This window comes from Nocardia sp. NPDC051833 (genome assembly GCF_040681225.1).
In the GTDB taxonomy this organism is placed as follows: domain Bacteria; phylum Actinomycetota; class Actinomycetes; order Mycobacteriales; family Mycobacteriaceae; genus Nocardia.
In genome coordinates, this window is sequence record NZ_JBFAYK010000001.1 from 225980 (window position 1) to 245924 (window position 19945).

Consider the following 19945-nt stretch of genomic DNA (forward strand, 5'->3'; position numbering starts at 1 on the left):
GTAGACATTCTTCTATAGGAGAACTAGTCTCCCAAAGTAGAGGCGCATCGGCGCCCACGACGGAGGCTTCCATGCGTTTGATCTCGACCGGCCGGCACCATGCCACGTTCGAATTCGGTGACCTACACGTGATCTCGTTGCGCGACGGGTACATCGACATGCCACCGACCCGGCTCCGCGACGAGGATGGGCGCCCGCTCCCTGTGCTGCCGACCGCCGTGCCGCTGGCCGGCGACAACCTGCGGCTGTCGGTCAACGCCTTCTTCGTCACCGACGGCACCCGGTCGGTGCTCATCGACACCGGCGCCTCCGACGTCTGGCACGACCCCACCATGGGCTTGATCTACGACGCACTCGACGAGGCGGGAATCGACCGCGCGCAGGTCACCGACGCCGCCATCACCCACAACCACGAAGACCACGTGAGCGGCCTGATCACGCCGGACGGCGCGGAGGCGTTCCCCGAACTGGAACGGGTGTGGATCGGTGCGGGTGACACCGCGGTGTTCACGGGGCGGCTCGCGCCGCTCCGCGACCGGGTCATCCCTGTGACCGAGCAGGTCGCGATCAACGACTGGGTCACCGCGATCCCGACACCGGGCCACACACCCGGCCACACCGTCTACGACGTCAGGAGCGGCGCAGGCCGCCTTCTCGTCTGGGGCGACACCGTGCACGTTCCCACGCTCCAGTTCGATCAGCCGAACGTGTCCTGGGAGTTCGACGGCGACCAGGCCCAGGCCCGCGCCGCACGAACAGCCCTGCTCGAACAGCTGATTCGACCGGACCACTTCGTCGCGGGCGCCCACCTCGACTCCCCCGGCATTGCCCGCGTAACCCCCTCCGGCGCCGGTTACGCGCTGGAGTATCTCGCGCCATCGATCGGCTGATCGAGCCTGTCGGCACCGTGCGTCTGCTGGATCACGCCTCGGCCAGCAGGGCCTCGCGTTCGGCCGCGGGGCGTTTCGGGCAGCTGGTGCACATCTGGCAGCCCGGCACCTCGTAGACGAGGCAGCAGGACAGGCGTTTGACGAAGGTGCGGTCGCCGACGGTGACGAAGCGCGGGGCGAGCAGGCGCGTGCCCACCTCGCCGGCCAGCCGGGTGGCGGCTTCCGGCGCGCCCGCGTCGAGCGCGCGATTGCCGATCGCGTCGGTGACCACGGCCCACAGCGCGGGCACGCCCGCGCCGGAGACGGCGGCGACCTGCAGGATCACCGCGGTCAGGGTCTCCCGCAGGGCGGCGCCGACCGCCTCGGCGGCGGCGGCGCGGTCGGCGGGCGAGGCGAGCGCGACCCGCGACCGGAAGCGCACGTGCTCGACGCCCCCGTCGGGGCGGATCTCGCAGTCGAGTTCGTCCAGCGCCGCGATCGGGGCCGGGACGCCCGTGGCGTAGGCGGTGGTGATCTGGTCGACGAGCGCGGAGGCGACCATGCACCACCACAGCGTGCCGCCGACGCGCGGGGTCTCGGCGCCCCACGCACGGCTCATCTCGCCGATCCGGTCCGCGACCCACGCGGGATCGGTGAGCAGGCGTCCGGGGACGGTGCTCACGACATCAGGGGACTGCGCAACCATGGCCAATCGACTCCGATCCACCCTGAGACCATCGAAAATGTGCCGAGCACCCACAGCGTCGCGACGACGAGGGCGAAGGTGGCCACCGCGCCGAGGATCTTGATCGTCCACCCGCGTGAGGTGTACCAATCCATGACGATCCGGTACTTGCCGCGCACCCAGGTCAGGGTGTGGTGGGCCCAGACGAACTCGGTGGCCAGGATGCCGAAGCCCGCGAACACCAGCGCCCAGCCGGGTCCCGGGTACGGGATCGTGACGATCCCGATCAACAGCACCAGCCCACCGACCACGCCGACGGCGATGCGGTAGCCGACGTTCAGGGTAGGGCGGTGCTCGATGCTCGCCCGGAAGGCGCGCCAGCGGTGTTCGGACACCGGCTCGGCCGCCGACGCCCCGGCGGTGGAATCCGCCGGGGCGTCGGTGGCCGGGGCGGTCGGCTTGCTCGTCATCGCTCCAGCCTACGAGCCGCCGACGCCGGAATCACCCCGTGACCGGGGCGTCGTCCCGATCGTCGATGGTGCGCACGCCCTCGGCGGTGACCTCGATCACCCGGGCGCCCGCGATGTCGAAGAACAATCCCGACACCGCCAGCCCGCGTTCGGCGACCGCGCGGCGCACGGCCGGATGCCGGTGCAGCGTCTCGAGCTGCACCGCGACATTGACCATCCCGAGCTGGTCGACCTCGTCGAAGCCCGCCGCCCGCGCCGCCACCGCGACCGGATGGTCGGCGCGGAACCGGTCCAGGCTCGCCTCCGCGTGCCGCAACCACGAGCTCAGCCCGCCGTCGGCCTCGGCGCCCCGGTAGACCGCCTTCATGGCGCCGCAGGCGGAGTGCCCGCACACCACGACCGAGCGCACGGCGAGTTCCTCTAGCGCGAACACCAGCGCCGCCTCGACCGAGTCGTCCCCGGTGGTCGGCACGAGATTGCCGACATTGCGGACGGTGAACAGGTCACCGGGTCCGCTCGAGGTGATCACATTGGGCACGATCCGCGAGTCCGAGCAGGTGAGGAAGAAGGAGTCCGGGTCCTGCCGGTCGCGCAGCTCGTCCAGGTGCGGGCGCACGACGTGGGCGTGACTGCGGTGGAATGCCGAGACGCCCGCGGTCAGCGCGTCGCTGCCGGACTTCTGGTGCCGCCACGGCCCGAGCAGCTCGTCCCAGGTCGCGCGGCCGAAGCCGCGGGCGGGCGGGGCGCCGACGGTGTCGGCCATCCTGGCGCTGCCGATCTCCACGAAATCGACACTGCCGCCGCCGCTTTCCTGCTGGTGCTGCCAGCTCTCGATGGCCTCGGAGGCGGCGTGGTCGAGGAAGTCGACCGTCATCTCCACGGTGACGTCGGCGCCCGGGGGCACCTTGCCGAGCTCGGCGGACAGTTTCGGCAGGGCCAGAAAGGTGCACGACCCATCGATGCGGACCAGCCACCGCTCGCCCACGGGCAGCGGCGTCGCCGCGACCTGCACGCGCACCACGCGCCACAGCAGCAGCCCGAAAGCCAGTGCGAGACCGATGATCACGCCCTCGAGCAGGTTCAGGAACACCACGCCGAGCACGGTGACCAGATACACCAGCAGGTCGCCGGTGCGCCGGGCCAGCCGGATGTGGGCCAGCTTCACCAGCTGGATGCCGATGACGATGAGCAGCCCGGCCAGCGCGGCCTTCGGGATCTGCTCGACCAGGCCGACCAGGGCGACCGAGAACAGCAGGATCCAGCAGCCGTGCAGGATCGTCGAGGCGCGGCTGCGCGCGCCCGCCTGCACATTGGTAGCGCTGCGCACGATCACGCCGGTGATCGGCAGACCGCCGACCAGGCCCGACAGCACGTTCGCCGAACCCTGGCCGACGAGCTCGCGGTCGAAATTCGTCCGCGGACCGGTGTGCATCTTGTCCACCGCCACGGCGGAGAGCAGGCTCTCGACGCTCGCGATGAGGGCGATGGTGAGCACCATCATGGCGATCGCCGACCAGTTCCCCGAGGGCAGCTCGGGCAGCTGCAACGCGTCGAAGAGCGAGCCGCTCAACACGATCCGCTCCACTTCGGCGGGCAGCACCATCGAGAGCAGGGTGCCCGCGACGACCGCGACCAGCGGACCGGGCACCGCGCGAATCTTCGGCGGCAGGTACTTCCAGCCCAGCATCACCACGATCACGACGGCGCCGACGAACGCGTCACCGCCGTGCAGGGACAGCAGCTGGCCGGGCAGCTCGATCAGATTGCGCCAAGCGGTGCTGTGCGAGGAACCACCGAGCAGCACGTGGACCTGCTGCAACGCGATGGTGATGCCGATCCCGGCGAGCATCGCGTGCACCACCACCGGCGCGACGGCGAGCGCGGCGCGGGCGATCCGGCTGAGCCCGAACAGGATCTGTAACACGCCCGCGGCGACAACGATGAAACAGGTGGTTCGCCAGCCGAATTGGGCGATGGATTCGGCGACGACGACGGTGAGGCCCGCGGCGGGGCCACTGACCTGCAGCACCGAACCGCCGAGCACACCGGCGACGATGCCACCGATGACCGCGGCGACGAGACCGGCGGCGACCGGGGCACCGGAGGCGACGGCGATGCCCAGCGACAGCGGCAGGGCGACGAGGAAGACCACGATCGAGGCAGGCAGATCATGGCGCAGCAGGGTCTGCCGCCAGGACGGCGGCGCGGGTTCGGGCGTGGGCGCCGCCGATGCGGCGGGTGGAGCTAGGTCGTTCGCGACAGACATGGTTCTCCTTCGGCGACGCGGCGCGCGGCCGTGGTCGATGGACGATCTACGTGTCGTGGGCGGTCGGTCGACCGCGGAACAGCTTCCCGTGATGAAGCGACGAGAACCCCGGTACGTCGGCGAACCGGGGTGAGGTGCCAACCACCGTATTGGTAAAGACTTGGCAAAACCAGTGTGCCGCACGAAGAGTGGGTGTCGCCATAACCGCAGGCCCGGTGTGGTGTGACCCACACCGGACCCGGGCGCTCACACCGGTTCGGCCGCGACACGGCGGTGACTGTCGTCGAATTCGGCGATCCCGTCGGCGGTCACCTCGATGACCCGCGCGGTCGCCAGATCGAAGAACAGACCCGACACCACGACCCCGCGCTCCGCGATCCCGTCGCGCACCGCCGGATAGTCCATCAAGGTCTGGACCTGCCGGGCGACGTTCACCATGCCCAGCTGGTCGACCGGGCCGAAGCCCGCCCGCCGGGCCGCCTCGCCCACCGGGTGCCCCGCGTGGAACGCCGCCAGCGTCGGCGCGGCGTGCGCGAGCCAATCGTCGAGGCCGGGACCGGCCTGGACCTGCGCGTACAGCGCTTCCATGGCCCCGCACCCGCTGTGCCCGCACACCACGACCGCGCGCACGTCCAGCTTGTCGAGCGCGTAGATCAGCGCCGCTTCCACCGAGACGTCGCTGCCGCCGACCGGCACCAGATTGCCCACGTTGCGGACGGTGAACAGGTCACCGGGCCCGCTGCTGGTGATGACATTGGGCACGATGCGGGCATCGGCGCAGGTGAGGAAGAAGGTGTCGGCGTCGGGACGGTGCCGCAACCCCGCCAGGTGCGGGCGCAGCAGGTGCGCGTGCCCGCGGTGGTAGGCCGCGATGCCGGCCGCGATCGGGTCGACGCCGCCGCTGCGGCGCCACGGCCGGATCGCCTCGTCGACCGCCTTGCGGGCGTGGCCGTGCTCGGGCGGCCCGTCGTGCGCGCGCGCCATCCGCGCGGTGCCGAGTTCGACGAAATCGACCGTGCCGCCGCCGGATTCGCGCACGTCGGCCCACTCGGAGAGCAGCTCGCAGGCGGCGTGGTCGAGGAAGTCGACGCTCAGCTCCACCGTCACGTCCACGCCGGCGGGCACTTTCGCCAGTTCACTGGTGAGCCGGGGCACGGCCAGGAAGGTGCAGGTGCCGTCGATGCGCACCAGCCAGGTGCCGTCGGTCCGCGGCGCCGCGGCGATGGTGAACTTCACGACCCGCCACAGCAGCAACGCGAACGAGGCGATCAGGCCGATCACCATGCCCTGCAACAGATTCAGCGACACAACCGCCACCACCGTGACCAGGTAGACGTAGATGTCACCGGTGCGGCGGGCCCGCTTGATGTGCGCCAGTTTCACCAGCTGCACACCGATCAGCACCAGCAGCCCGGCCAGCGCGGCGGTCGGGATCTGCCGGACCAGGCCGACCAGCGCGATCGCGAAGACCAGGATCCAGCAGCCGTGCAGCACGGTGGCGGCCCGGCTGCGGGCGCCCGCGTTGGCATTGGTGATGCTGCGGACGATGACGGCCGCGATCGGCAGGCCGCCGAGCGCGCCGGAGGCCATGTTGGCGGCGCCCTGACCGAGTAGTTCGCGATCGAAGTCGGTGCGCTGCTGGGGCCGCATCTTGTCGACGGCGACGGCCGAGAGCAGGGTTTCCACGCTGGCGATGAGCGCGACGGTGAGCATGGTCAGCGCGATCGGCACCCAGCCACCGTGCGGCAGCGCGGGCAACCCGATGCCGTCGATCAGCGAGCCGTCCAGGCGCACCCGGTCCACCGTCAGCGGCAGGATCAGCGAGACAACGGTCGCCACGACCACCGCGACCAGCGGACCGGGGACCACCCGGACGCGGCGCGGCAGGTACTGCCAGCCGATCAGGATGGCGATCACGAGCAGCCCGACGAACAGGTCGCCCTTGTGCACCGACATCACCTGGTTGGGCAGTGCCACGATGCTCGCCCACGGCGAGCTGACGGTGGTCCCGCCGAGCAGCACGTGTACCTGCTGCAGGGCGATGATCACGCCGATCCCGGCGAGCATGGCGTGCACCACGACCGGGGCGATGCCGAGCGCGGCACGCGCGATGCGGCTGAGCCCGAACAGGATCTGCAGCAGACCCGCTCCCACGGTGATGAAACACATGGCGGCCCAGCCGAATTGCTGAACGGCACCGGCGACGACGACGGCGAGACTGGCGGTCGGCCCGCTCACCTGGACCGACGAGCCGCCGAGCAGCCCGGCGACCACGCCGCCGATCGCGGCGGCGATGAGTCCGGCGACGACGGGGGCGCCGGAGGCGAGCGCCACCCCGAGGGAGAGCGGCAAGGCGACGAGAAACACCACGAGTGATGCTGGAAGATCTTGCTGAAGAACAGATTTCAGCGAATGGCCCGGATCATTGTCGGTCATCATTCTCCTTCGCCGGGGCCGCTCGGCTCCCGGTTCATCGGTCGAACATGCACTGGCAATTGATGCTGAGCTGCGAGCGAACGGCGGCGGAACGGCACTGCTCGAAGAGAGACTCGACCCGAGACACAGGGTCGGGCCAATAGTAAAGAACTACCCAAGCGTATGGAAAGTTCTCGAGGCGAATGGGACGAATCGCGACTCAACTGTGACGTGCACCACATGCAATACGTCGGGGTCCGCTCCCCTGTCGGCCGGAACGATCAAGAATCGAGAAGCGCGGTGCCCGGGGTTGGTGGAAACATCGTTTCCGCAGACCAGACAACGAAAGGGTTCCCGATGACCAGCACCTGGGTACGCCGATCCCACCGGTGGCTCGCCATCGCTTTCACCACGATCGTGGTCCTCACGGTGGTCGTGCTGGCGCTGAGCGGCCCGGAGTGGGTCTCCTATCTCCCGCTGCTCCCCCTCGCCGGACTCTTCCTCTCCGGCAGCGTCCTGTTCGTCCGGTACTACCGCAGCAACGCACGGCAGGTCGCGGCGACCGGCGGGCGCGCGAATGCCCGCCGCCTGCATCGCTGGTCGGCCGCGGTCTTCGTGGTCACCGTCGTCGCGACCGTCATCGCCCTCGCCCTGCCGGAGCCGATCGTCTGGGTGTCCTACCTCCCCCTGATCCCCCTCGCCGGACTGCTGTTCTCCGGCCTGTACATGCTGGTGGCACAGCGCCTTTCGGCCCGGCGCCGCGTCGCCGCCTAGGCCTCCCACCCCCATCGACGTCATGTCTCCTCGGCCCAGGAACTACCCTTTGCCGCACACACATGGGTCGAAGCAGACGGCAAGCTGGTCGGTGAGCCGGGCCCTACAGGCGGCTGATCGTCGTCGGCCGACGGGGGGGACGTGAGTGACGATGTCGGCTGACAACGATTATCCGCCACCGAGTAGCTCGTGGGTCCGCAGAGTCGGTGCTCTTGACGGTGCGCAGTCGGCTGGCCGGGCATCTGCTGAGATTGCGAATTCCCACCCTCGAGTCGCTGCGGGTCGGGGACCTGATTTCCCGCGTGACGCTCGATTCGACGGTGGTGCGCAACGCCATCGGTTCCAGCGTCGTGCAGCTACTGACCGGCGCGATCACCCTGGTCGGCACGATCGCGGTGATGATCTACATCGACTGGCTGCTCTTCTCGATCGTCATCGCCACCGTTTCGGTCGCCGCGGGCGCGATGTTGCTGGTCATGACAAGAATCGAGAAAGCTTCGACGCAGTTGCAGGCGAGCGTCGGCGCGATGTCCGCGGACATCGAACGAGCACTCACCGGGGTTCGCACCGTCAAGGTGAACAATGCCGAAGACCGTGAGCACGAACATCTGACCGAACTGGCCGAGGTCGCGTTCGCCGCCGGCATGCGCGCCGCCAGGCTGAAGGCGCTGGGAAATCCGGCCATGCATCTGGCGGTGACCGGGTCGTTCGTCGTCTCACTCCTCGTCGGTGGTGTCCGGGTGGCACATCACCAGATGGAGTTGAGTGGCCTGGTATCGATGATGCTTCTCGCCATGAATCTGCTGATCCCGGTCAGCGACCTCTTCAACGGATCGGTCGGGCTGCAACAGGCGCTGGGCGCGCTCAGCCGGATTCACTCCACCCTCGACCTGCCTTCCGAGGACGTCGACGACATCCGGCGGAACGGCGCCGAGCCGGCGAGCACAACGTGTGCGGAGCGCGCCGACGACGGCGATCACGCGCTCGAGTTCCGGGATGTGCGCTTCTCCTACGATGAGCGGACCATCCTCGACGGAGTGTCCTTCGCGGTGCCACCAGGCGGCCATGTCGCGCTGGTCGGGCATTCGGGCGCGGGAAAGTCCACGGTCTTCTCGTTGGTGAGCAGGTTCTACGATCCGAACGGCGGTGACATCCTGCTGGCGGGTCGGTCGTATGTCGATCAGCCGCGTCGAGCTTGGCGCTCGGAAATCAGTCTGCTGGAACAGAATGCGCCGCTGTTGTTCGGTAGCCTCCGCGACAATGTGACCTATCGACAGCCAGGTCTCACCGACGATGACCTGCGGCGCGCGATCGAGCTGGCCGGCCTGGCCGATCTCGTCGCGGGGCTGCCCCGTGGCCTCGACACCCCGGTGGGTGAGCACGGTGTTCTCCTTTCCGGCGGCGAACGGCAGCGAGTGGCATTGGCACGGGCCTTGATTCGGCGGCCGGTGCTGATGATGCTGGACGAGCCGACGGCGATGCTGGATGCCGAGACCGAGCAGGCGTTGAACGTGACGATCCAGTCCGTGCGGAAGGAGTGCGCGCTGCTGGTCATCGCGCATCGCTTGTCCACGATTCGTGAAGCGGACACCGTCGTGTTCCTCAAAGAGGGACGGATCGTCGACACCGGCCCGCACGACGACTTGGTTGCCCGCAACGGTGACTACCGGCAACTCGTCGGCGCGAAGGTCTGACCTGCCCAGGCCCATCGGTCTCAGCCGATGTCGACCACCCGCGCCCAGGCGGGAGGCCGGTCCGGAACGTAGTCCGGATCGGCCTCGCTCCACGCGCCCGGACGGCGGAACAGCCCGACGATCGTCCGGCACGGCGGACGAGTGGCCGGCCACGGCGTCTGGCCGTCGGTCAGGGCCACCACCACGTCCGGGCGGGTGCGCAGCGCCGCGGTGAATCCGGTGCGCAGGTCGGTGCCGCCACCGCCCATCAATGTCATGCCCTCGGCCCGGCACAGCGGGTCCGCGATCCACACCGCGGCGTCACACGACAGGACGGTGACCAGGTCGCGGCGGCCGCCGACCGCGCGGGTGATGGCGGCGACTTCCAGTAGCGCGCTGCCCAATTCGACATCGCTGACCGACCCCGAGGTATCGATGACGACCGCGACCCGAGGGGGAATGCGGCGCAGGCTGGGCAGCACCACCCCGGGCAGCGCGGCCGAGCGCCGCGCGGGGCGGCCGTAGGTGTAGTCCGCGCCGACGCCCGGCGCCGACGCCGCCGAGCGGAGCGCGGCGCCGAGCAGGTCCCGCCACGGCTGCGGCGGATGCAGAGCCGCCTCGGCCCACCGCTGCCATCCCTGGGGCGCGTCGCCCGGCCTGCCGACGATGCCCTGCGCCACCCGGAAGCGGACCGCGTCGCGTTCCTGCTCGCTGAGGCCGTCGGCGCCGTCGGGACCGAGTTCCCAGCCGCGGTCGAGGCCGTCGGCGCCGCTGCCGCAGTCGAGCCAGGCGAGGTGCTCGGTCAGCCGTCCCAGCCGGAACTGACCGAGGTAGTCCTCCATGAGCTCGCCCGCCGGCAGACCGAGGTCAGCGGGCAGGACCGCCCCCGCCGGCGTGACGAGGCCGTCGCCGAACGCGTCGTCGTTGATCTCGGCGTCGGCGGCGATGTTCATCCGCAGGCGCTCCGCCGCACCGGTCAGCTCGTGCGCGCGAGCGTAGCGATCGCTGCGCGCGTGATGATCGCGCAGCAGGTGCGACACCTCGTGCACCAGGATCGAGGCGAGTTCTTCCACCGGAGTACCGGCCACGAACGCGGGTGAGACATAGCAGCGCCAATACTTGTCCACCCCCATCGTCGGCACCTGCCGGGACTCGACGATGTGCAGCGCGTACAGGGCGGTGGCCAGGTAGGGCCGCGCCGACACCGCGTACAGCCGTGCGGCATACAGCTTCTCGTGATCCAGCACGGTCGTCATCGGCGTGCCCCGGTGACGCGGGCCGTGGCCTGCTCGGCCTGACGTGACACCGAGACGGAGCCGGCGAGGTGCTCGATCGCGGCCGGGATCTCCCAGTCGTCGCGGCGCAGGGTGGCCAGCGTGGTCGCGGGGACCACCACCAGATCCGGTGCCCCGGTCGCCACGGCCCCGGCCAGCAGCGCCCACGCCGCCTCCCAGCGCGCCTTCTCCGGGCGCCTGCGCACGGCGGCCACGACGGCGTCGAGCACGGCTTGGCGCAGATCGCCCCGTGCGGGCAGCACGGCGGCCGCCGGATCGGCCAGCAGCACTTCGGGATCAGGCAGGTCCATCCGGTCGATGCTGGTCAGCAGCTCGAAGCCGGGGCCGTCACCGACGGTGCCGCGCACCAGTGTCGACAGCACATCGCGGTCGGTGCCCGCCGCGGTGGCGAAGGCGATCAGCCGGACGGTCATCTCCCAGCTGCGCGGCGACGGCCACGCACCGCCGCGCCGGGTCTCGGTGGTCGGCAGCTGGTGCACCAGTTTCGGGCGGCCCGCGAGCAGCTCGCACACCGCGCGTCGCGCGAAAGCCACGGCCTCCGGCAGCTTTTCGGGCTTCAGCCGGGGCAGCGTCGCCCGCGGCCAGGTCCCGCCGAGGCCACGCACGACAACCTCGTGATCGTGCGTCCACTGCAGGTGCACGAAGCGGTTGGCCAACGGCGGGCTCAGTTCCCAGCCGTCGGCGGCCGAGGAGCGCGGGTTGGCCGCGGCGACGATGCGGACACCGGGCGGCAACTGCAACGAGCCGATCCGCCGCTCGAGCACCAGCCGCAGCAGGGCGGCTTGCACCGCGGGCGGTGCGGTCGACAGTTCGTCGAGGAACAGCAGACCGCGCCCGGCCCTGACCAACTGCACCGCCCAGTCCGGCGGCGCCATCGGCACGCCCTGGACCGCCGGATCGTCGCCGAGGATGGGCAGGCCCGAGAAGTCCGACGGCTCGTGCACACTCGCGATCACGGTGGTCAACGGCAGGTCGAGCGAGTCGGCGAGCTGGGTCAGCGCGGCGGTCTTGCCGATCCCCGGCTCGCCCCACAGCAGCACCGGCAGATCGGCCGCGACCGCGAGGGTCAGGGCCTCCAGCCGGGCATCGGGGCGTGGTTCGGTCGTCGTCTCACCGAGCAGGGCGAGCAGTTCGTCCGCGACGCGGAGCTGGGTGCCGGTGGTCGGACGCGGCGGGAAAAGGGTGCGCACAGTCATGAGGAATCACCTTGGGGTCGAAGAGGAATGGGGAGTCACACGCAGGTCGGCCGATGCGCGCCCGCAGCCTTGCCGGACGAAGGTCGTCCAGGCGATGGGTGAGCGCGGCGCGGGCCGTGCGGGTCAGGAGGTTCGGGTGTGGCGCGGATGCGCCGCCCGCTCGCTGCGGGGACGCGGGGCGGACCGGTCGAGACCGTGACCGGGCGCGGACAGCCCGGCCCGGAAGAGGCCGTAGGTGATCCGCCGCCGCACGGCGGATTCCAGTTCGTCGCGCAGCGGTCCATCGCGCAACTGCGCACCCGTACCGAGCAGGCCCTCGATCACGGCCAGCGCGCCGTCGGTGTCGCCGTGGTCCAGCCGCTCCCGGATACCGGCGAGGCGGTCGGGCCGCCGATGCGCCTCGTCGATGGCCCGCAGGCACGGCAGCGCGGTGCCGGTCAGCGCGACCAGCAGTTCCTCCCGCCGGATTTCGGCCGGGTCGTGATCCAGCGCGGCGAGCGCGCCGTTCACGAAGCCGATCCGATGCCGCGCGCCCCGGCAGTCGACGATCCGCGGACCACCGGCGTCCGCATCGCGGTCCGGGCCGACCGATCCGCCGTCCGGGTCGAGCGCCGCGGCGACCAGGGGATGGAGCCGATCCGCGGTGATCGCGCCGGCACGCAGCAACAGCAGATCGGGGAGGGTCCAGGTCGCGGCATCGGGCAGCACTGGTAGCGCGGATTCCGCTCCGCGCGTGTGGTTCCGCGCGATCCGCGGCACCGGATCGGCGTCGAGCACGCCCGATGCCGCGGGCTCCTCACTCAGATCGAGGACCATCCGCCGACGGGCGCCGTAGCGCACGAGCACCAGACCGGCCGGTGAGCGCTCGGCGCGCAGCAGGATCGCGGCCTCGGCGGCCCATCGGCCGACCGCGCACCCCTGCGACTCCAGGGCTGTCCATGGCCCGTCGTCAGCGGTGGATTCCGTTGTCCCGGTGAGCATCCAGCGTTCTGTGGGTTCGGAGCCCGCGCCGGAGCGGCCCGGCAATTCGCCGGTCCTGCGCGCGTCCCACAGGTGCCGGTGCAGATCGAGCCGGAAGCGCCGGTGCGGCCGGGCGTGCGGGTGCGGACTCGTTCCGGAACCGTCCCAGAGCGCGAGCGTGATCCGCTGCCCGGCCTCGGCCCACGCCGGTGCGGTCCGCACCACCAGGTGCACGAATCCGTCACTGCCACCAGAGGTTTCGGTGATCGGATAGCGCGCCAGGGTGATCGTCAGGCCTGGCCGGAGCAGTCCGTCGGGCGCGACTCTGGGCAGGTGCCAGCGCAGCAGATCCGGTGCCAGGTGACGCAGATCGGCGCGCACCCGCGCGGCGAGTTCCCCGCCGTGTGTCCGGCCGAGCGCGCGGAGATCGATGTCGACGTCGACGTGGGCCGCGGCGCAGGCTCCGGCCCAGTCGCCGACGCGCCGCCGTGCGGTGGCGCGATCGATCATGGTGGGTGGCACCGCGAATTCACGGACCCGCAGCCAGAAGGTCAGGCGGGCATCGTCGCCGGGTGGTCCGGACGCGCGAAGATACTGCGGAATTTCCGCTCTATCGAGCGGGAGGGAAGCCGGTGCGATGACCGGCAGGGGGCTCAACGGCCCGGGCGCCGAACGCCCTTTCGACTCGATGTCATGTGTCCAGTATGCACATCGCCGCCCGGCTCGACAACGCGAGGGCCGGGCAGGCGGGCGCCGACCGGAGGTCGCGCGCCCGCCTGATCCGCAGGTCGCGGTGCGAATTACCGCCCGTCGGCGGCCGCCAGCGCGGGCTCGGCGGTCGGCGCACCGATCTGCGGGTAGGTCGGGTACTCGATACCCGAGATGTACTGCACGGTGCGCACGACCTGGCACGAGTATCCGAACTCGTTGTCGTACCAGACGTAGAGGATCGCGGTGTCGCCCTCGACGATCGTGGCGTTGGCGTCGATGATCGACGCCGCGCGCGAGCCGATGAAGTCGCTCGAGACCACGTCGTTGGCCGCGGTGTAGTCGAGGTTGCGGCTCAACGGGCCCGCGAGCGAGACCTGACGCAGGTACGCGAGGACGTCCTCCTTGGTCGTCTCCTGCGCGAGCTGCAGGTTCAGGATCGCGACGGACACGTCCGGCGTGGGCACCCGGATCGAGTTGCCGGTGATCTTGGCCTTGAAGTCCGGCATCGCCTTCGCGACGGCGGACGCGGCGCCGGTCTCGGTGAGCACCAGGTTGAACGGCGCGGACCGGCCGCGACGGTCGGCCTTGTGGTAGTTGTCGAGCAGGTTCTGGTCGTTGGTGAACGAGTGCACCGTCTCGACATGTCCACGCAGGATGCCGAATTCGTCGTCCATCGCCTTGAGCGGCGGCACGATCGCGTTGGTCGTGCAGGAGGCGCAGGAGAAGATCTGCTGGGACAGGTCCAGGCTGCGGTGGTTCACGCCGTGCACGATGTTGGGCACATCGCCCTTGCCCGGCGCGGTCAGCACGACCTTGGCGATACCGGGGCGCAGGTGCTGGGACAGACCGTCGCGGTCGCGCCATCGGCCGGTGTTGTCGATCAGGATGGCGTTGTCGATGCCGTACGCGGTGTAGTCGATCGTGGTCGGATCATCGCTGTAGATGAACTTGATGACATTGCCGTTGGCGGTGATCGTGTCGTTGTCGGTGTCGACCTTGATGGTGCCGTTGAAGTGGCCGTGCACCGAGTCCCGGCGCAGCAGCGAGGCGCGCTTGGCCAGATCGTCGTCGCCGCCCTTGCGGACCACGACGGCGCGCAGGGTCAGCCCGTTGCCGGAGCCGGCCTTCTCGATGAGCAGCCGGGTCACCAGCCGACCGATGCGGCCGAAGCCGTAGAGCACGACATCGCGCGGGCCCTGCGGCTCGGCCTTGTTGCCGTCGATCACCTCGGCCAGCACGGTCGCGGTGAACTCCGCGATGGACAGTCCGCGGTCGTCGGCGCGGTAGGCCATGACCAGCTGTCCGAGGTCGATCTTGCACGGACCAAGGTCCAGCTCGCTCAGCGCCTGCAGGAAGGGCAGGGTCTCGTCGACGGACAGTTCCTCGCCGGCGATCTGCCGCGCGAACCGGTGCGTCCGCAGGATGCTGATCACCGACTTGTTCACCAGCGACCGGCTGTGCAGCAGGATCGTCACGCCCGTGCCGCGGTACAGCGTGCCGATGATCGGGATCATCGCCTCGGCGGCGGCTTCCTGAGCGTTCCAGCGGTCAAGTTGTTCGGTGGTCACCACACGTCCTCAGGTTCTCGTTGATAGTCACCCTCGATGCTAAGGAGCACCGCATTTTCACTGCGACCGGCTCCCCACCAGTGAGGTTTCCGCCACTCCGCAGGTCACGACAACATCACGATCGGCCGCACCACGGACCGAGGTTCACTCGCGCAGCCACCAGGGATCCGGACGGGCGCGGTCCCAGCGCAGCTCCGATTCCAGCTGGGCCGCCGTGGCGATCAGCAGCGGCTCGGAGTTCCGCGTGCCGAGCAGTTGCGCGCCGACCGGCAAGCCGGCAGCGGTGAATCCCGCGGGAACGTTCACGCCCGGCCAGCCGAGAACATTCCACGTCCAGGTGTAGGGACAGCTACCGATGATCAGGCGGTCGGTCGCGACACTGCCGAGTCCGTCGGGCGCGTGGACCGGAAACGGCGGTGTGGCGGTCGTCGGTGCGAGAACCAGGTCGAAGTCGTGGAACATCGCGCCGATCCGCCGCTGGAGCAGTGGCTCCAGCCTGCGCGCGGCGGTCAGTGGCAGACCCGCGAGCAGGCGACCGGTGCGGGCATTGGCCCGAGTGCGCGGGTCCACCCGCGCTGTATCACCCATCCGGTCGTACCATGCGGCCACCCCAGCCAGCGAACGCGGCAGGAACGACGCACTGAACAAGGCGTTGTAGGGAAGGTCCGCGACGACCACGACATGACCGAGTGCGCGCAGGCAGGCCGCGACGCGCTGCACACCCGCGCGGACTTCGGGATCGAGCCGAGCCGGGAAGCCGGTGAAGGGCGCCCGCAGTGCGACCGCGACCCGCACTCGCCCGGGGTCGCGTCCGACCGCGTCCGCAGCACGGATCGGTGGTGGGGAGTGCAGTTCCCGCGGATGGTTGCCGGAGCAGGCGTCGAGCAGCAGCGCGGCATCGGCGACCGTGCGGGCGATCGGGCCGTTGACCGTCAGACCGTGGAACGCTTCCGGCTCGGGCCAGGTCGACACGCGCCCGCGCTGGGGTTTGATCCCCACCAGATTCGTCCAGGACGCGGGGATCCTGATCGAACCGGCACCGTCGGAACCCAGCGCGGCGGGCACCAGCCCGGCCGCCACCGCGGCGGCGCTGCCGCCGGAGGACCCACCCGGTGTGTGCCCCGCGCTCCACGGATTGCGCGTGTGCCCGAAGGCCGCGCCGTTGGTGAACGGGTACTGGCCGATCTCGCAGGTGTTCGTCTTGCCGACGATGATCGCCCCGGCCGCACGTAGTCGCCGCACCACCTCGGCATCCTCGGTGGCGGGCGGGACGTCGCCGCCGCAGCCGAACGCGGTCGGCGCCCCCGCCACATCGGTGTCGTCCTTGACCGCGATCGGCACACCCAGCAGCGGCAGCCGCACGCCCGCGGCGAGCTGCCGGTCCGCGGCGCGGGCCTCGGCGAGCGCCTGGTCGCGGCGAACCAGGCGGAAGGCGTTGATGTCGCGCTGGGCGGCGTCGATGCGGTCCAGCGCCGCGGTGACCGCAGCGACCGCCGTGAGTCGCCCGGCCTCGATCGCGCGCGCGATGTCGGCCAGTCCGTCCGTGGACGTCTCCATCGGTGATTCTCCTGGTGCGCCGCTCATCGCGGCCCGTCGGTGTGCAGATAGACGATCGGCCCGTCACCGAACCGCCGATCCCGGTCGAGGTCGAGCACCGCGGCCATGGCCTTGGCGGTGTAGACAGGATCGAGCTCGAGCCCGGTCTCGGAATGCGCCAGTTTCATTGCGGCACTGCCGGATTCGGTGCCATGGCCATATCCGTCGCCGAGCTGATCGCGGATCAGCAGGAGGCGATCCGAGGTGAGGTCGAGGTCCGGCAGCCGCGCGCCACGCGTGCGGAGCAGGCGCTCGGTGCGCCGGGCCGCCCGGAGCAGGCGGCGGTCGTCCAGGCGCAGCTGGTCATTGACCACGACTCCGACCACGCGCGTGCGCAGACCCGCCAGGGCCAGGCCCAGGCTGAGCCCGGCGGCGGTGCCGCCGGAGCCGATCGCGGTGACGATGTGCGTCGGCTCGGGCAGGCTCCCGCTCGCGACCTGGTCGGCGATTTCCAGGGCCACCTCGACGTAGCCGAGTGTGCCGATCGGTGACGATCCGCCCGCCGGGAGAAAGTACGGCAGTGTGGCGCCGTTGCTGTGGCGCGCCATCAGCCACGGCACAGCCACGGCTGTGCGAGCCACGGAACGTGTGAGATACACAGTGGCACCCGAGTGTCGGATGCGTTCGAGCTGGGCGATCACATGATCGTCGAGTGGCTGATCGATCAGGGCGAGCACGGTGTGCAGTCCGCGCTCGCGCGCGTAGCGGGCGGTGGCGAGCCCCCAGTTGGTGCCGAGGCCGCCGACGGTGAGGATGGTGCGTCGGCCCCTGCGCATCGCGTCGGGCAGCAGCCATTCCAGTTTGCGAACCTTGTTGCCGCCCCAGCCGCCGTCGCCGAAGGTGCCTTCGTCCTTGCACCACATCTCGGCACCGGTGTGGGGGAAGGACAGGCGGCGGACCGGGGTGGGCGCCGCGCCGAGGGACAGGTGCGGGAGCGAATCGCGCAGGTTCGGGTAGCGCTCGTGCAGAAGTGGCACTGTCAGTTCCCCAACACTCGTTCGACGTAGGCGTTGGTGAAACGCCGCTGCGGGTCCAGCCGATCGCGCACCGCCGCGAACCGATCCCAATGCGGGAATTCCGGGGCCAGGTCAGCGGCGGTGCGGAAGTGCCGCTTGCCCCAGTGCGGTCGCCCCCCATAGCCGATCATGATCTGTTCGACGGCCCGAAAATAGTTGTCCCAGGCCATATTCTCGAACTGGTGCACCGCGATATAGCAGGTGGGCCGGTCACCGGCCGGGCTGAGAAACGCATCATCGGGTGCCACGAAACGCACCTCGATCGGCACCGGGACATCGAAGCGCGATTCTTCGGCCAGGGCCAGAATCCGGCGCACCGCCTCCGCGGCGTGCTCGCGGGGAATGGCGTACTCCATCTCGGTGATCGGCACTCGACGCGGTGTGGCGAACACCCGATAGGAACGATCGACGCGGCGGGTCGTGCCCGACAGCCTGGTGCACAGCCGATTCACCGCCGGAATCCATTGCGGCCGTGCGCGGCCCAACCGGCACATCGCCCAGAACGTGTAGTTGGTGAGCAGTTCGTCCTGGATCCACTCAGCGGCCGCGGGCAGCGGCCTGGGCGCTTCGGAGGTCCGATTCCAGGTCTTCGTCATCACCAGCGGACTGTGCGCGAAGGCGAAGAAGCCGAAATGATCGTTGCTGTCCACCAGGTCGTCGAGTTGCTCGAGTACCTGGGCGCGGGGTGCCACGGTGTCCACCCCCGACAGCGTGAAGGCAGGCACTGCCTGCAGGGTCACCGCGCTCACCACCCCGAGCGCGCCCACACCGACCCGGGCCGCACGGTAGGCCTCCGGGTCGCTGTCGGCATCGATCTCCACCCGCCTGCCGTCGGCTGTGGTCAATTCGATCGATCGCAGGCTCGCCGACAGATTCGGCAGGCCGATGCCCGTCCCGTGCGTGCCGGTCGCGGTGGCGCCTGCGATGGACTGCACGTCGATGTCGCCGAGGTTCGCGAAGGCCAGGCCCTGCTGCCACATGGCCGCGCTCAAGGCGCCGAGGGAGATGCCCGCCTCGCAGCGCACCAGCCCGGACGTGGAATCGATATCGAGAACCCGGTTCATCCTCGCCAAGCTGATCATCGTGCCCTCGGTGAGCACGGCATCGTTGAACGAATGCCCCGAGCCGGCGACCCGGACGGTCTCCCCACGGGCGTCGGCACGTTCGAGCACCGCGGTCAACTCCGCCGCGGTCCCCGGGTGCTCGATCGTCCGGGGACGGCACACCTGATCACCGGCGAAGTTCCGCCAAGACCCTTGATTCATGGAGTGAAACGCTAGGACCCGTGACCGATGTCGCGGAAACACTCAGATACGGGTGATCGACAAAATCTGGTTGTGAATCCTCAGCTCGGCCCGGCCGGACTCAGCGCCGGCGGTGGCGTGGGGTCGGTGAAGTCGGGTTCCGCCAGGGCCAGCACCAGATCCGCTCGCTCATCGCGCACCGTCCGTGCCAGCGCCACGAACGAGCGCACGAGTGCCGACGACTGTCCGCGCCGCCAGCCCACCGCCACCTGGCTGGGCGCCGCATCGCGAATAGGCACCAAGGTGACACCGGGGAAGGGCAGCCAGCGACAGGAGGCGACGGTGACCCCGATCCCCACCCCGGTCATGACCTTGTGCATTTCCTCGAGCAAGGTGGTGGACCGGGACACCACCGGCGCGGGTCGTCCACCCCGGTGGGAATCGAGTTCCCAGAACGCGTTCCACGTCCGGTCGGTGCAGGCCGAACTCAGGAGGGGTTCGTCGAGCAGTTCTCGGGCCGATACCTCGTGCCGCCGGGCGAGCCGATGCCGGGCCGGTAACGCGGCGACGACCGGTTCACCGAACAACGGCTCGAACTCGAGCTCTGGCGTCGAGACCGGCAGCCGGACGAAGGCGACATCGACCGCTCCCCCGTCGAGCCCCGCCGAGGGATCGTCGTACCCGAACTGCCGCAGTTCCACCTGCACCTGTGGATGCTGCTGCCGAAACGCCGACAGGATGGGATCGGTGAGGGTGAGCGCCGCCCCTTCGAGGAAACCCAAGGTCAGCTGTTCGTATTCACCGCGCTGGATTGTTCGCGCCCGGTCCACCGCCGTGTCCGCGGCGTCGAGCAGGGCCCGCGCGTCGGCAAGAAACGCGGTTCCGGCGGCGGTCAACGCCACATTGCGGGTATCGCGCACCAACAGCGTCACCCCGACCGCCTGCTCGAGCTGCTTGATCTGCGCGCTCAGGGCCTGCTGCGCGATATGCAGTCGCTGCGCGGCGCGGGTGAAGTTCAGCTCCTCGGCCACCGCCACGTAGTAGCGCAGGTGTCGCATGTGCAGGTCCATCCGCACCAGCGTACGGAGTACACCACGGTGTGGGTCCGGCCCGGGCACCGGCGATGGCGGCGGCGTTGACCAGGACATCGAGCGCGGGGAGTTCGGCGCGTAGCCGGGCGGCGAGTGCGTCGAACTCGGCGCTGCCG

15 protein-coding genes are annotated in these 19945 nt (G+C 70.0%); 3 read left to right on the plus strand and 12 right to left on the minus strand.

The genetic code is table 11. The features are described from left to right. Positions 1-71: 71 nt before the first annotated feature. A complete protein-coding gene (locus AB0L91_RS01105) occupies positions 72-890 on the plus strand; it encodes an MBL fold metallo-hydrolase (RefSeq protein WP_365006813.1) in 819 nt (272 codons plus the stop codon). Between the two features lie 31 nt (positions 891-921). On the opposite strand, the gene AB0L91_RS01110 is transcribed toward AB0L91_RS01105, so the two are convergent. The 4 genes from AB0L91_RS01110 to AB0L91_RS01125 form a co-directional block, all read right to left on the minus strand. Beyond that, complete coding sequence (locus AB0L91_RS01110; RefSeq protein WP_365006814.1) at positions 922-1551, minus strand: (2Fe-2S)-binding protein; 630 nt, start codon at positions 1549-1551, stop codon at positions 922-924. After that, positions 1548-2024, minus strand: coding sequence for a TIGR02611 family protein (locus AB0L91_RS01115; RefSeq protein WP_365006815.1), 477 nt, complete (start codon positions 2022-2024; stop codon positions 1548-1550). Before AB0L91_RS01115 ends, AB0L91_RS01110 begins: the two co-directional genes overlap by 4 nt. Before the next feature lie 31 nt (positions 2025-2055). Then, a complete protein-coding gene (locus tag AB0L91_RS01120; RefSeq protein WP_357344884.1) occupies positions 2056-4290 on the minus strand; it encodes a bifunctional SulP family inorganic anion transporter/carbonic anhydrase in 2235 nt (744 codons plus the stop codon). A 246-nt stretch (positions 4291-4536) separates the two neighbouring features. Next, positions 4537-6729, minus strand: a complete 2193-nt coding sequence (locus AB0L91_RS01125; RefSeq protein WP_357344882.1) for a bifunctional SulP family inorganic anion transporter/carbonic anhydrase — start codon at positions 6727-6729, stop codon at positions 4537-4539. 333 nt (positions 6730-7062) lie between these two features. Between AB0L91_RS01125 and AB0L91_RS01130 the strand changes: the two genes are divergently transcribed. After that, positions 7063-7479, plus strand: coding sequence for a hypothetical protein (locus tag AB0L91_RS01130; protein ID WP_357344880.1), 417 nt, complete (start codon positions 7063-7065; stop codon positions 7477-7479). A 206-nt stretch (positions 7480-7685) separates the two neighbouring features. Then, positions 7686-9173 (plus strand): ABC transporter ATP-binding protein, encoded by a 1488-nt coding sequence (locus AB0L91_RS01135; RefSeq protein ID WP_365006816.1) that lies wholly within the window; start codon positions 7686-7688, stop codon positions 9171-9173. A gap of 20 nt (positions 9174-9193) precedes the next feature. Here AB0L91_RS01135 and AB0L91_RS01140 read toward each other — a convergent pair whose 3' ends face one another. The 8 genes from AB0L91_RS01140 to AB0L91_RS01175 form a co-directional block, all read right to left on the minus strand. Further along, positions 9194-10408: a VWA-like domain-containing protein gene (locus AB0L91_RS01140; protein ID WP_365006817.1), complete on the minus strand. Its 1215-nt coding sequence runs from the start codon at positions 10406-10408 to the stop codon at positions 9194-9196. After that, positions 10405-11643: a MoxR family ATPase gene (locus AB0L91_RS01145; protein WP_357344874.1), complete on the minus strand. Its 1239-nt coding sequence runs from the start codon at positions 11641-11643 to the stop codon at positions 10405-10407. The genes AB0L91_RS01140 and AB0L91_RS01145 overlap by 4 nt, the downstream gene beginning before the upstream one ends. Before the next feature lie 123 nt (positions 11644-11766). Next, a complete protein-coding gene (locus AB0L91_RS01150) occupies positions 11767-13113 on the minus strand; it encodes a hypothetical protein (protein ID WP_365006818.1) in 1347 nt (448 codons plus the stop codon). Between the two features lie 290 nt (positions 13114-13403). After that, positions 13404-14882 (minus strand): glyceraldehyde-3-phosphate dehydrogenase, encoded by a 1479-nt coding sequence (locus AB0L91_RS01155; protein WP_355277402.1) that lies wholly within the window; start codon positions 14880-14882, stop codon positions 13404-13406. 144 nt (positions 14883-15026) lie between these two features. Then, positions 15027-16439 (minus strand): amidase, encoded by a 1413-nt coding sequence (locus AB0L91_RS01160; RefSeq protein ID WP_365006819.1) that lies wholly within the window; start codon positions 16437-16439, stop codon positions 15027-15029. Positions 16440-16462: 23 nt separating this feature from the next. After that, complete coding sequence (locus AB0L91_RS01165; protein ID WP_357344868.1) at positions 16463-17455, minus strand: pyridoxal-phosphate dependent enzyme; 993 nt, start codon at positions 17453-17455, stop codon at positions 16463-16465. 2 nt (positions 17456-17457) lie between these two features. Next, positions 17458-18759, minus strand: a complete 1302-nt coding sequence (locus AB0L91_RS01170) for a D-arabinono-1,4-lactone oxidase (protein ID WP_365006820.1) — start codon at positions 18757-18759, stop codon at positions 17458-17460. A gap of 80 nt (positions 18760-18839) precedes the next feature. Next, positions 18840-19808 carry a LysR substrate-binding domain-containing protein gene (locus AB0L91_RS01175; RefSeq protein ID WP_365006821.1) on the minus strand — a complete coding sequence of 323 codons (969 nt, stop codon included), beginning with the start codon at positions 19806-19808 and terminating at the stop codon, positions 18840-18842. Positions 19809-19945: the final 137 nt, after the last annotated feature.